At 66.4% G+C, this 12,748-nt stretch carries 14 protein-coding genes; 7 read left to right on the forward strand and 7 right to left on the reverse strand.

The genetic code is table 11. The features are described from left to right. Nucleotides 1–85: 85 nt before the first annotated feature. Nucleotides 86–550: a hypothetical protein gene (locus AC6LKD_RS12520; RefSeq protein WP_492276611.1), complete on the reverse strand. Its 465-nt coding sequence runs from the start codon at nucleotides 548–550 to the stop codon at nucleotides 86–88. Here AC6LKD_RS12520 and AC6LKD_RS12525 point away from each other — a divergent pair. From AC6LKD_RS12525 to AC6LKD_RS12540, 4 genes are all read left to right on the forward strand, one after another. Next, nucleotides 534–737, forward strand: a complete 204-nt coding sequence (locus AC6LKD_RS12525) for a hypothetical protein (protein WP_492276612.1) — start codon at nucleotides 534–536, stop codon at nucleotides 735–737. The two genes, AC6LKD_RS12520 and AC6LKD_RS12525, sit on opposite strands and share 17 nt — an antisense overlap. A 208-nt stretch (nucleotides 738–945) precedes the next feature. Beyond that, entirely contained in the window at nucleotides 946–3,630 is a 2,685-nt protein-coding gene (gene mutS, locus AC6LKD_RS12530; RefSeq protein WP_498116392.1) for a DNA mismatch repair protein MutS, read from the forward strand. Beyond that, the gene (locus AC6LKD_RS12535) at nucleotides 3,627–4,820 is read left to right on the forward strand and encodes a ribosomal protein uL16 3-hydroxylase (RefSeq protein WP_498116393.1); all 1,194 of its coding nucleotides are present in this window, start codon (nucleotides 3,627–3,629) and stop codon (nucleotides 4,818–4,820) included. Before mutS ends, AC6LKD_RS12535 begins: the two co-directional genes overlap by 4 nt. 217 nt (nucleotides 4,821–5,037) lie before the next feature. Further along, nucleotides 5,038–5,265, forward strand: coding sequence for a hypothetical protein (locus tag AC6LKD_RS12540; RefSeq protein WP_013395215.1), 228 nt, complete (start codon nucleotides 5,038–5,040; stop codon nucleotides 5,263–5,265). A 243-nt stretch (nucleotides 5,266–5,508) separates the two neighbouring features. Here the strand turns inward: AC6LKD_RS12540 and bamC are convergent, their stop codons facing one another. The 4 genes from bamC to AC6LKD_RS12560 form a co-directional block, all read right to left on the reverse strand. Continuing rightward, nucleotides 5,509–6,633, reverse strand: a complete 1,125-nt coding sequence (gene bamC, locus AC6LKD_RS12545) for an NlpB/DapX family lipoprotein (RefSeq protein WP_013395216.1) — start codon at nucleotides 6,631–6,633, stop codon at nucleotides 5,509–5,511. A 17-nt stretch (nucleotides 6,634–6,650) separates the two neighbouring features. Continuing rightward, nucleotides 6,651–7,556: a 4-hydroxy-tetrahydrodipicolinate synthase gene (gene dapA / locus AC6LKD_RS12550; RefSeq protein WP_498116394.1), complete on the reverse strand. Its 906-nt coding sequence runs from the start codon at nucleotides 7,554–7,556 to the stop codon at nucleotides 6,651–6,653. Between the two features lie 87 nt (nucleotides 7,557–7,643). Beyond that, nucleotides 7,644–8,291: a site-2 protease family protein gene (locus AC6LKD_RS12555; protein ID WP_013395218.1), complete on the reverse strand. Its 648-nt coding sequence runs from the start codon at nucleotides 8,289–8,291 to the stop codon at nucleotides 7,644–7,646. A gap of 69 nt (nucleotides 8,292–8,360) precedes the next feature. Beyond that, nucleotides 8,361–8,987 (reverse strand): L-threonylcarbamoyladenylate synthase, encoded by a 627-nt coding sequence (locus tag AC6LKD_RS12560; RefSeq protein WP_088141980.1) that lies wholly within the window; start codon nucleotides 8,985–8,987, stop codon nucleotides 8,361–8,363. 86 nt (nucleotides 8,988–9,073) lie between these two features. On the opposite strand from AC6LKD_RS12560, the gene ypfJ reads away from it, so the two are divergent. From ypfJ to AC6LKD_RS12575, 3 genes are all read left to right on the forward strand, one after another. Next, complete coding sequence (ypfJ, locus tag AC6LKD_RS12565) at nucleotides 9,074–9,928, forward strand: KPN_02809 family neutral zinc metallopeptidase (protein ID WP_013395220.1); 855 nt, start codon at nucleotides 9,074–9,076, stop codon at nucleotides 9,926–9,928. Nucleotides 9,929–10,110: 182 nt separating this feature from the next. Next, nucleotides 10,111–10,647, forward strand: a complete 537-nt coding sequence (locus AC6LKD_RS12570; RefSeq protein ID WP_013395221.1) for a hypothetical protein — start codon at nucleotides 10,111–10,113, stop codon at nucleotides 10,645–10,647. Next, nucleotides 10,644–11,408, forward strand: coding sequence for a DUF1828 domain-containing protein (locus AC6LKD_RS12575; protein WP_492276615.1), 765 nt, complete (start codon nucleotides 10,644–10,646; stop codon nucleotides 11,406–11,408). The genes AC6LKD_RS12570 and AC6LKD_RS12575 overlap by 4 nt, the downstream gene beginning before the upstream one ends. A gap of 7 nt (nucleotides 11,409–11,415) precedes the next feature. On the opposite strand, the gene AC6LKD_RS12580 is transcribed toward AC6LKD_RS12575, so the two are convergent. Both AC6LKD_RS12580 and AC6LKD_RS12585 read right to left on the reverse strand, forming a co-directional pair. Continuing rightward, nucleotides 11,416–11,688 carry a hypothetical protein gene (locus tag AC6LKD_RS12580; protein ID WP_041655905.1) on the reverse strand — a complete coding sequence of 91 codons (273 nt, stop codon included), beginning with the start codon at nucleotides 11,686–11,688 and terminating at the stop codon, nucleotides 11,416–11,418. Nucleotides 11,689–11,979: 291 nt separating this feature from the next. Further along, nucleotides 11,980–12,717: an ArsR/SmtB family transcription factor gene (locus tag AC6LKD_RS12585; RefSeq protein ID WP_492276616.1), complete on the reverse strand. Its 738-nt coding sequence runs from the start codon at nucleotides 12,715–12,717 to the stop codon at nucleotides 11,980–11,982. Nucleotides 12,718–12,748 lie beyond the last annotated feature (31 nt).

Genomic DNA, 12,748 nt, shown 5'->3' on the forward strand with positions numbered 1-12,748 from the left:
CGCACTCTTTCGCAGGAACCTGCAACCAGGCCGCCATGCCCGCGGCCTGCGGCTTTCGACAAGACCACCGCCCGTTCTCTTCAATTCAGCGGGCGCCTGCTGGATGACGGGTATCGGCTTTGTTGTTTCTCCCCTTGCTGGTCGTCGTGTCGTAGCCGCCGCTCAGATTGGACGTACTTCGGGAACTGGCGCCATCGCTGTAGCTCGTGTCGTAGCCACCGCTCAAGTTGGACGTGCTGCGCGAGTTCCGCCCATCGCTGTAAGTCGTGTCGTAGCCGCCGCTCAGGTTGGACGTGCTCCGGGAGGTGGTGCCGTCGCTGTACCTCGTGTCCAAGCCGCCGCTCAAGTTGGATGTGCTGCGCGAAGTCCGCCCGTCGCTGTAAGTCGTGTCGTAGCCGCCACTCAGGTTGGACGTGCTCCGCGAGGTAGTGCCGTCGTCATAGGTGCAATCTTGCCCGCCCGACAGATTGGACGTGCATCTTTCCGCCTGGGCGGCCGCGGCTGCGAACACGGCAAGCACGACGAAAGACAACATGGGTGCGATTTTCATTTTTTCCTATGGCGTGGAGGCTGATGCCGTCATCGCCGCGCTGTTGTGCGGCGTGGCGACCACCATAGCGACTATTCCCGCGAGCGGATGCAGCGGTTTTGCGCAAAGCAATTTCAGCCGGTTTCGGGCCGGTTCAGTCGGTTTCCTGGCCTCATTTTCCGTACGCCCGCCCTGCCTGCCGGCGTAGCAATTCAATTGCTTCTGTTCTCGCCAAGCGCCGGCGACCGAGCAGTCGGCATGGCCATATTGATGCGACCTGGGGCAGCAGAGACCTGCGCCGACACAGGGCACGAGGTCATCAAGAAGTTGGGCAATATCATGAACAAATGAGTTCCGGATAAAACCAGCATCCGTCCCTCCCCGCAGCAGTCCAAGCGCCCGATACAATCACGGGCATGAATTCCGCAACGCAAAACACCGCCGCCGACGCCCACCCGGGCCACACCCCCATGATGCAGCAGTACCTCCGCCTGAAGGCGGAGGCCGGCCCCCTGCTGCTGTTCTACCGCATGGGCGACTTCTATGAAATGTTCTACGAAGACGCGGAGCGCGGCGCGCGTCTGCTGAACCTGACGCTGACCAAGCGCGGCTCGTCCAATGGCACGCCGATCCCGATGGCCGGGCTGCCGGTGCATGCCATGGAGCAGTACCTGGCGCGGCTGGTCGCCATGGGCGAGTCCATCGCCATCTGCGAGCAGATCGGCGACCCGGCGACCTCCAAGGGGCCGGTCGAGCGCCGCATCGTTCGCATCGTCACGCCCGGTACGCTGACGGACGACGCGCTGCTGCCGGCCAAGGCGGACCGCGCGCTGGCCGCCGTGTTCGTCGGCGGCACGGCGCGCGCGCCGCGTGCTGGGCTGGCCTGGCTGAACCTGGCCAGCGGCGAGTTCCGCGTGACCGAATGCGCGCCGGCGCAGCTGGAATCCGAACTGCACCGCATCGCGCCGGCCGAGATCATCTGCGCCGAGAGCGCCGAATTCGACTTTCCCTTCGAAGGCGCTCGCGCCCGCGTGCCCGACTGGCACTTCGAAGGCGACAGCGCGCGCGCCCACCTGCTGGCGCACTTCAAGACCGACACCCTGGCGGGTTTCGACATCGAGGACATGCCGGCCGGCATCTGCGCCGCGGGCGCCCTGCTGCGCTACGCGGCCCGCACCCAGTCGCAGGCCCTTGCCCACGTGCAGAGCCTGTCGGCGGAGCGCCCCGGCCAGTACGTGCTGCTAGACCCGGTCACGCGCCGCAACCTGGAACTGACGCAGACGCTGTCCGGCGAAGATTCGCCGACGCTGTTCTCGCTATTGGACGGCTGCCGCACGCCCATGGGCAGCCGGCTGCTGCGCCGGTGGCTGCACCATCCGCTGCGCGAGAACGAGCAGGCGCTGGCGCGCCAGCAGGCCATCTCGGCGCTGCTGGCGGGCCGCATGGACGTGGAGCAGACCTTTGGCGCGGCCGGCTTTGGCGCGGCTGGATTTGGTTCGGCCGGCCTGCTGGAGTCCCTGCGCGGCGCGCTGAATGCATTCCCGGACATCGAGCGCATCGCCGCCCGGCTGGCGCTGCGTTCTGTGCGTCCGCGCGAACTGGCCAGCCTGCGCGACGCGCTGCAGGCGCTGCCGGCGCTGCGCGACCTGGTGGAACCGATGGCGGACTCGCCGCGGCTGGGCGAACTGATCTCGCACCTGTCGGTGGATCCGGCCCTGGCCGCCCTGCTGGTGCGCGCCATCGCCGCCGAACCCGCTGTCGCCATCCGCGACGGCGGCGTGCTGGCGGCGGGCTTCGACGCCGAACTCGACGAGCTGCGCGGCCTGGCGGCCGACGGCGGCGACTTCCTGGTGCAGCTGGAAGCGCGCGAGCGCGAGCGCACCGGCATCAGCAATCTGCGCGTGGAATTCAACCGCGTGCACGGCTTCTACATCGAAGTCACCAAGGGCCAGACCGCCAAGGTGCCGGAGGACTACCGCCGCCGCCAGACGCTGAAGAACGCCGAACGCTACATCACGCCTGAACTCAAGACCTGGGAAGACAAGGTGCTGTCGGCCCAGGACCGCGCGCTGGCCCGCGAGAAATGGCTGTTCGAGCAATTGCTGGACGTGCTGGCCGAACACGTGCGGCCGCTATCCGACTGCGCCGCCGCGCTGGCCGAACTGGACTCGCTGGCCGCCCTGGCCGAACACGCCCGCCGCCACGACTGGATCGCGCCCGAATTGTCCGAGCAGGCCGACATCGACATCGAGGCCGGCCGCCACCCGGTGGTGGAACATGCCATCGAACGCTTCACGCCCAATGGCTGCCGGCTGGAACCTGCGCGCCGCATGCTGTTGATCACCGGCCCGAACATGGGCGGTAAATCGACCTATATGCGGCAGGTGGCGCTGATCGCGCTGCTGGCGCGCATCGGCAGCTTCGTGCCCGCTTCGCGCGCCCGCATCGGCAAGATCGACCGCATCTTCACCCGCATCGGCGCGGCCGACGACCTGGCGGGCGGCCGCTCGACCTTCATGATGGAAATGACCGAAGCGGCCGCCATCCTGTCGGCCAGCACGCCCAACAGCCTGGTGCTGATGGACGAGATCGGCCGCGGCACGTCGACCTATGACGGCCTGGCGCTGGCCTGGGCCATCGCTTGCCGCCTGCTGGCCCACAACCGCGCGCTGACGCTGTTTGCCACCCACTATTTCGAACTGACCCGCCTGCCCGCGGAACAGCCGGCCTCGGCCAACGTGCACCTGGCCGCGGCGGAATCAGCCGGCGGCATCGTCTTCCTGCATGAAGTGCGCGAAGGCCCGGCCAGCCGCAGCTACGGGATCCAGGTGGCGCAGCGCGCGGGCGTGCCCGCCGCCGTGATCCGCCAGGCCACGCGCGAACTGGAACGCCTGGAAGCCCAGGGCGCCCCCACGCCGCAGTTGGGCCTGTTCGCGGCCGCGGCGGACGCCGACGCCCAGGCCTATGCCGAAGCCGACCGCACCGACGACCTGGAAGCCCTGGACGCCCTGCGCGAGGAACTCGCCGCCGTCGACCCGGACAGCCTGACCCCGCGCGAAGCGCTGGACGCCCTCTACCGCCTGAAGAAGCACCTGCAATGAACCTCGACCATCCCTTGGCCCTGCTGGGCAACCAGAGTCCCAACGACTTCATGCGCCGCCATTGGCAGCGCAAGCCCTTGCTGATCCGCCAGGCCATCCCCGGTTTCAAGCCCCCGCTCACGATCGCCGCCATCAAGAAGCTGGCGCGCCGCGACGACGTGGAGTCGCGCCTGATCTGGCGCGAGAACGGCGAGTGGCAAATGGAGAAAGGCCCCTTCGCGCGCCTGCCCAAGGACAATGAAGGAGACTGGACCCTGCTGGTGCAAAGCGTGGACCTGCACAGCGACGCCGCATCCGAACTGATGCAGCTGTTCCGCTTCATCCCCGACGCGCGCCTGGATGACGTGATGATCAGCATCGCCAGCCACGGCGGCGGCGTGGGTCCGCACTTCGACAGCTACGACGTGTTCCTGCTGCAGGCGGCGGGCGAGCGCGAATGGCGTTATGGCCGCCAGAAGGACCTGTCGCTGGAACCCGGCCTGCCGCTGAAGATCCTGAGCCGATTCGAGCCCGAGGAAACCGCCGTGCTGGCCCCGGGCGACATGCTTTACCTGCCGCCGCAGGCCGCCCATGACGGCGTCGCCGTGGGCGACGGCTGCATGACCATCTCCATCGGCTTTCGTGCGCCCACGCAGGCGACGCTGGCGCGCGGGCTGCTGGAAGCGGCCGCGGACCAGGTCATGGCGCGCGTCGGCCTCCTGGGCGGCCCCTACGGCGAACCCGCCCTGCCCGGCCCCAAACTGTCCGCGGTCTATCGCGACCCCGGCCAGCCCGCCGTCGACACGCCCGCCGCCCTGCCGGACGCGCTGGTGGCCGCGACGCTGGAAACCGTGGAAAAGCTGCGCTTCGACGATGCGCTGGCCTCGCGCTTCCTGGGCTGCTGGCTGACCGAGCCCAGCAACCTCAGCGTGTTCGACGCGCCCGAAAGCATGGACGTGGATCTGGAAGAGGATTGGCCCGCCAGCGGCAGGCTGGTGCTGGACCGCCGCAGCCGCATGCTGTATCGCGGCAAGCAGCTCTTCATCAATGGCGAGACCGCCATGACGCCGGCCGACGCCGCCTTGCGCACGCTGGCGGATGCGCGCAGCCTGGATTGCTCGGACCCGTCCTGCGCCCGCCTCACCGACGAAGCTCGCTCCTGCCTCGCGGACTGGCTGGACTCGGGCTGGATCCGCTACCAGTCTGCGTAGCATCCGGACACCCTCGCGTATCAGTCCTGTACAGAAGGAAATCAGGTCTGATACGCGGGACACATCAAGAAAGAGATAACACGAAGCTGAAAGGTTTGTTGCCGTTAGGATGCGACCTTTTTAACTTTCATACGCGTTGCGCCCGTGTGTTCCTGTAGCCTGACCTCTGGTTTCCCCTAATGGGGTTTCAAGAGTCGTCATCTACAGGAGTCTAAAAATGATGAGCAAAACCTTGATTATTGCCTCGGTGCTGGCCGTTGCGCTGAGCGCCTGCAACAAGAAGGAAGATGCCCCGGCGCCCGCGACCAACCCCGCTCCGGGCGCAAGCACGCCTGCCCCCACCACGACGCCCCCGGCCACCTCGCCGGCTCCGGCGCCCACGCCCAACACCACGCCGGGCGGCGGTTCGACCACCCCGGGCGGCTCGACCACGCCCGCGTCCTAATAAAAACGCAGAGACGAACCCCCGCTCTGAGGACGCAAGAAAAAGCCCTGGCTGTTTGCAGCCAGGGCTTTTTTGTGTCCAGATGGTCTATGAGCAAGACACCGCAACCGTACCGCATCGCGGCTCAGGGTTCGCGCGTCCCGCAGTCTGCAAGACCCTTGCAAACCGCGCTCAAATAAAAAAGAGGCCCCAGCGGGGCCTCTCTTGCGCAGGCCTGCGCATAAGCGCAGAACCGGGCCGGTCTTACATCTTGTCCTTCAGCACGCTCAGCAAGCGCTGGGCGGTGGCGCTGTTGTCGCGGGCGCCATTGGCGTCCAGCACGGTCACCGTGGTCTGGTCGCCGGTGGCGGCCAGGTGGATGCGGTACTGGGGCGCCTCGGCCTTCTTGTCGCCCGAGAACATGCGGCTGAAGAAGCCCGGCTGCTCGATCTTCTCGCCCGTGTCGGTGTCGACATAGCGGACGAAGTAGTCGCCAGCGGAGCGGTCGCGGTCATCCACGGCGAAACCGCCGCCGTCCAGCGCCACGCCGACACGGCGCCATGCGCGGTCGAAGGATTCGCTGACCACGAGCGAGGCGCCTTGAGCACGGACGTCCTGCTGCACGGCGGGCTTCTGCGGCGCGGCCTCGGCCTGCTGCACCAGCTTGCGGGCATTGTCGACGTCGGAACCCAGGTAGACCATCATGCGCGCCAGCATGGCGGCGTTCAGGCCCGGATCTTCCTTGCCGTTCTGCCATTGCACCTGGTTGCCGTCGGCGCCCACGCGCTTTTCCAGCATCTGGCGATGGCTGACGTAGACCTCGGTATGGCCGTTGACGCGTTCGACGCGAGTGCGGAATTTCTCGCGCTCGCCGCTATCCCAGGCCGATTCCAGGATCATGCCCAGCGCCTGGCGCAGCCAGCTTTCCGGGATCTTGGCGCGGTTTTCCGCCCAGTCGGTTTCGATCAGGCCGGCGCTCGGGTTGTTGCTGGCCACGGTAAAGCCGCTTTCGGTCCAGAAGTCGACCAGACGCGGGAAGATGTCTTCCGGCGGACGGTCCACCACCAGCCAGCGCAGGTCGCCGTCGCGCTCGACGCGCATGTCCTGGCGGCCGGGCAGCACGTTGCTGGTCTTCGGCTGGCTGGCTTGCGCCTGGCCCTGCTGCTGGAACTGCGAATAGGTGGTCGAGCCCGAAGCCGGCGCGCGGTAGCGCGGATCGGCGTTGGCCTGGGTCAGGTCGGGCGGGATGCTGAGAGGCTCTCCACGCTGCGTGACTGCGCTCTTGTAGTTGACGGACTCTTCATTGCCCAGGAATTGATTGACCTCGCTGCAACCGGCCAACAACACCAGAGACATCAATGCCGACAAACCGGCATGACGCTTGTTCATACGTATCCTCACGATATTTAGAGCAGGCCCGTTTCCTGGAGCGCAGCGCGCACGGTCGCGTGGTGCTGTGTTCCCAGTTCCACCAGCGGCAGCCGGTAACCCAGTGCGCTGCGGCCCATTTCGGCCAACGCCCACTTGACAGGGATGGGGTTGGCTTCAACGAACAAAGCCTTGTTCAGACGCGCCAGGTACGCATTAAGTTCACGCACCTTGGGCACATTGCCGGCCAGGGCGGCGGCACAGAGCTCGCGCATGAGCTTCGGCGCCACGTTGGCCGTAACGGAAATATTGCCACGCGCGCCCAGCAGGATCAGGGCGGCGGCGGTGGGATCATCGCCGCTGAAGACCTGGAAACTGGCCGGCGCTTCGCGCAACAGCAGGCCGCCGCGGGCGATGTCGCCCGTGGCGTCCTTGATGCCGATGATGCCCGGCACCTGCGCCAGGCGCAGGATCGTTTCGTTGCTCATGTCGGCAACGGTACGGCCCGGCACGTTGTACAGGATGGTGGGCAGATCGACGGCTTCCGCGATGGTGCGGAAGTGGCGGTACAGGCCTTCTTGCGAGGGCTTGTTGTAATAAGGAACGACCGACAGGCCGGCCTGCGCGCCCACCGCCTTGGCATGGCGCGTCAGGTGGATGGCTTCGTCGGTGGAGTTGGCGCCCACGCCGGCGATGACCGGAATGCGGCCCGCGGCGTGTTCGACTGCAACGCGGATCAACTCCGCATGTTCTTCCATGGAGACCGTGGGCGACTCCCCGGTGGTGCCCACCACCACCAGCGCGTCGGTGCCTTCCTGGATATGCCAGTCGATCAGCGACCGGTAGGCAGCGTAGTCCAGGCTGCCGTCGGGCTGCATGGGGGTGACCAGGGCCACCATGCTGCCTTGGAAATTAACGCCTGCGGCGGTTGCAGGGGATGCCATAAATGTAGGGCTCCAACACCCCACGGCGGGATGCCCCGGGGCCAGAATCAATGAAACCGTTGAGTTTAACGGATATTGGCTGAAATCCTACAGAAACCACTGGACGATGGTCGTCCCCAGGGCGAGCACGGGGCGCATCAATAGCCAGAGCACGTCCGTCACCAGCAGGATGACGACGATCACCAGGCCATACGGCTCGATTTTCGAGTATTGCCAGGCCAGGCGGTTGGGCAGCAGGCTGAAGAGGATGCGTCCCCCGTCCAGCGGCAGAATCGGCAGCAGATTCAGGGCCATGAGCACCAGGTTGACGTTCACGCCGGCCACGGCCATTTCGAACCAGAACGATTCCTGCAGGCCGGACTCCAGGAAGAGGCGCAGCGAAAACGCCCACAGCACCGCCATGAACAGGTTGGCCGCAGGACCTGCCAGCGCCACCCACAGCATGTCCTGCTTAGGACGGCGCAAGCGGCCGAAATCCACCGGCACGGGCTTGGCCCAGCCGAACAGCATGCCCGGGCTGCCCAGCAGCTTGGACGCCAGCAGGATCGCCACCGGCACCAGCAGCGTGCCGACCGGATCGATGTGCCGCGCGGGATTCAGGCTGATGCGCCCGGCCTCATAGGCCGTGGGATCCCCAAACATGCGCGCGACAAAGCCGTGCGCGGCTTCGTGCAGGGTAATGGCGAAGATGACCGGTATCGCGTAGACCGCAATGGTTTGGATGATGTCGTTCATGGCGAACCGGATTGTAGATGAGCCGCGCGCCGGCGCGTGCCGGCGTGCAGGTCGGCGCGGCGGACGCGCTCAGGCAAGACCGAGGGTGGCAGGATCGCCGCGTCCGACACGCACCACCACCGGCTCTTCGCTGGTAAGGTCGATCACGGTAGTGGGCGATTGCGGGCAGGCGCCCGCGTCGATGATGGCCGCCAGGTCGTGGTCGTAGCGTTCGCGGATTTCTTCCGCGTCGTTCAACGCTTCGGTCTCGTCCTTGGGGATGAGCGTGGTGGACAGCAGGGGCGCCCCCACCTGCTCCAGCAGGCCCAGCATGACCGCATGATCCGGCACGCGGATGCCGATGGTCTTGCGCGACGGGTGCGACACGCGGCGCGGCACTTCCTTGGTGGCTTCGAGGATGAAGGTCCAGGGCCCCGGCGTGGCGGCCTTCAGCAATCTGTACTGGCGGTTGTCGACGCGCGCGAAGTGGCCGATTTCGGCCAGGTCACGGCACAGCAGCGTGAGATGATGGCGTTCGTCCAGGCCTCGCAGGCGGCGCAGCCCGTCGGCGGCGTTCTTGTCGTCCAGCCGCGCGACCACGGCATAGCTCGAATCGGTAGGCACCGCGACCAGCCCGCCATCGGCCAGCCATTGGGCCGCCTGCTTCAGCAGGCGCGGTTGCGGATTCGCGGGATGGATATCGAAATACAAGGCCATGGGTTTATCCTAACACTCTTGAAGGCTGCTCAGTACAGAGCGGCGATGCAAAATGGCGGGAACGCCGACCCGCCCGGAGAAACAGTATGCGCCTTGATGACTCGCGCGAAAGCGACAATGTGGAAGACCGCCGTTCCAGCGGCCCACGCATCGGCGGCCGCGGCACCATCGGCATAGGCACGATCGTGCTGGCCCTGGTCGCCATGTATTTCGGCGTGGATCCCAGCGTGGTCCTGCAGATGGCCGAAGGCCCGCCCGCGCAGCAACAACAGGGGCCGGCCACGCGTCCGCCCGCCAACGATCCGCAGGCCATCTTCGTCTCGAAGGTGCTGGGCGAAACCGAAGACACCTGGAGCGCCATCTTCCAGAAGGACCTGAACCGCCAGTACGTGGCGCCCAAGCTGGTGCTGTTCCGCGGCGCCACGCCCACGGCCTGCGGCACCGGCCAGTCGGCCATGGGTCCGTTCTACTGTCCGGGCGACAGCAAGGTGTACATCGACCTGGCCTTCTTCGACGAATTGCAGAACCGCTTCAAGGCGCCGGGCGATTTTGCCCAGGCCTATGTGATCGCCCATGAGGTCGGACATCATGTCCAGCACCTGCTCGGCATCTCGGACCAGGTAGACAACCTGCGCCGCCGCAATCCGTCCCAGGCCAATGCCTTGTCGGTGCGCATGGAATTGCAGGCCGACTGCTTCGCGGGCTTGTGGGCGCAACGCGCCAACGCCGCGCGCAACATCCTGGAAAGCGGCGACGTGGAAGAGGCGCTGGGCGCCGCCACCGCGATCGGCGACGACCGCCTGCAGAAGCAAAGCCAGGGCTATGCGGTGCCCGATTCCTTCACCCACGGATCGTCGGCGCAGCGCGTGCGCTGGTTCAAGCGCGGGCTGGAGAGCGGCAGCATCAAGCAGTGCGACACGTTCGGCGCCACCTCGCTGTAGACGCATGAGCGCCCGCCGCCGCGCCGCCTCTTGAGCTGTACATCCATACAGCAAAAAGAGCGGCGCGGTCTTCATCTTGTAAGATGACGCCCCCTCGCAGTGTTGCGTGTGCGCCCGCCGCCGCGCGGCGCATGCCAGGCGCGCTTCCGGCGCGCGCATTTCCAAGACCCTAGATCAGTTCCATGGCCAACAAGTTCGAACCGTTAATCACCGTTGATGAGGTGCAAGAGATTCTTGCCGAACCCAAGGAAACCGTAAAACCGATCGCCTGGGTGCCGAAACCCGCCGCCAGCAATCTCCAGTGGCTGGAATTCGCCTGTGCCTGCCGGGTCAAGGGCGACGTGCGCGAAGACGTGATCTTCCGCGCGATCTATCGCGGCGCGCGCACGGCCGTGCACGGCCAGGCCACCATCTTCCTGGCCGAGGCGTTCTGTGCCAGCCTCTTCGTGGGCCCGCACCGCGTGTTCGGCGTGGACACCGACGACTCCTTCCACACCAGCCTGGTGGGCGAAGGCCGGCCGCAGTACCGCAAGCCGCTTGCGGACCGCAGCCATGAACACATCTGGGTGGACGAAGGCGAAGGCTATGCCGAACCCATCGTGCCCGCCCTGCAGAATATCGGCGCGCTGATGCAGTACTTCCTGCCGCGGGCGAACCTGACGCTGACCGGCGGATTCGCGCATCCCCTCAAAGGCCGCCAAATCGAACTGATCCTATGAGCACTTTCCTGGAAGCCTCCGGCTGGACCGTCCTGCCGGCGGGCGAACACGCCATCCGCGCCATATCGCCCATGACGCTGGGCCTGGACGGACAGCACGCGGCCTTCTTCATCGCGCATCCCGACGAGTCCACGTTCTACCTGACCGACGCCTGTGAGACCTCGATGCACGCGTCCAGCTACGGCATCGACCTGGCGGCCAAGCGCATCGACATCCTGAACGAAACCCCGGGCGTCAGCTTGGCGCATTTCGACCGCGACGGCGCCATCGTCGCGTCCGGCCCCAATGAGCAGTTGCAGGAAGCCCTGTGGGATGCGGTCAAGCTGGCGATGGCGCTGTCGTTCCAATGCGCCAAGTGGATGCCCAAGTTCAGCCAGCTGCGCTTCCGCGCGCAAGTCGGGCGGGCGCTGGCGGCAGGCGTGGGCGCGAACCGCATGGTCAAGGGCGCGCGCGCCAAGGGCAGCAGCGGCCACACGGCGGATTTCGCCTTCGCCGTGCGCGCAGCCAGCAGCACCGCGCTGACGTACATCGAGCCCATCGCCCTGAAGGCCGGCAAGAAAATGGATTGGACGCAGGTCTACCAGACCCACGGCAAGATGTCGGACGTGAAGATGGCGGACGCGCGCAACTCGCGCATGGTCATCCTGGAGGACGGCGCCTCGGCCGAGGAGTTCAAGAAGGCGGTGACCATCCTGGAACAGTCGGCGAGCGTGCAGACGCTGGCCAAGACGCGCGATTGGCGGGAAGTCTTTTCCGGCTAGGCCAGCGTCAGGCTGGCATGTTGGTCAGGCCGTCGACGATTTCGCGGCCATGCAGGATGGCTGCATGCACCGCTTCGCGCGGACTGTAGACAAAACCGCCCTCGGCAAAGCGCGGGACCGGATATTCGTCGCCGCCTTCGAGCACGGCGCCTGCCTGGACCACCATCACTGACGCGATAAATACGGGGCCGCTGGATTGCGCCTGAACCTCGGCGTCTGCGCCCCGGGACACTTTGGCCGTCAGCCGGTATCCCTTGTAGATCAAATTGTTCTGATGCACTTCGGATGCCCTCTTTGTGCGACCCAGCATACCCTGGCTGTCCATGACAGTTCGGATATGTTTTGTAACGCGCGCAGAAAATAGAAACACTGTTGCATCGCACGAATTGTGTCCCCATTTTTTGGAGCCGCTGCACAGGGAACCAGCCAGGCGCGCATGGCAAGGCCTGATGCGGCTTGCGGCGCGACGCGCAGCGCTATTCCATCACCTCTACGCACCGACTCCCGGGGATTTCCCTAGATCTGTTGCATATGCACACTTTGCCGCAAGCCGACGCCGGTCGCGCCGCGGCTACGCGGCAACATGCCGGTCGCGCTGCGCGGCGCCTGCTGCGGACTGGTCATCGGCTGGGCCGAAGAAGGCAGGAAACTGCTTTTCGCCCTTTTTCGTGACGCTCAGCGCGCGCGAATCCAGGTCCTTGCTGATCCAGCCGCGGCGCGCCAGCGCATCCAGCAGGGCCGCGCCCAAGGCGCCGCCCAGGTGCGAACGGCGCTCGCTCCAATCCAGGCAGGAACACGCGAAGCGCCGCCGGCGTTGGCGCGCCTGCGCCACGTCCACGCCGATCTGTGCCAGGGCGGCCTCGCCCAGGGGCGTCAGCATGTAGTCGCGCCCGTCCGCCGCCAGCCACTGGCGCGACAGCATGGCGTCGTGGATGCGCACGGCCAGCGTGCCCGCCATGTGGTCGTAGCAGGTGCGCGCTTCGCGCAGCGCGGAAGGGGTATTCGGCTTGAACGGCACCCGTTCGGCGCCCGCTACCACCAGTAGGGCCTCCAGCGCATGCCCGACCTCGCTGTTCGCCAGGCGGTAATAGCGATGCTTGCCCTGCACGGCCATTTCCACCAGGCCCTGCTCCCGCAGGCGTTGGAAATGGCTGCTCGCCGTAGAGGCGCCGATGTCAGCGGCGGCGGCCAGTTCGGTCGCCGTGCGGGCGCGGCCGTCCAGCAGCACGCACAGCATGCGCGCGCGCGCCGGATCGGCGATGGCGCCCGCCACGGCGGAAAGACTGGCGTCGGCGAACTCGGATTCCATGATTCGGCTCAGACCAAAGTGTTGTGTGCAG

This window comes from Achromobacter sp. D7-1 (genome assembly GCF_059760445.1).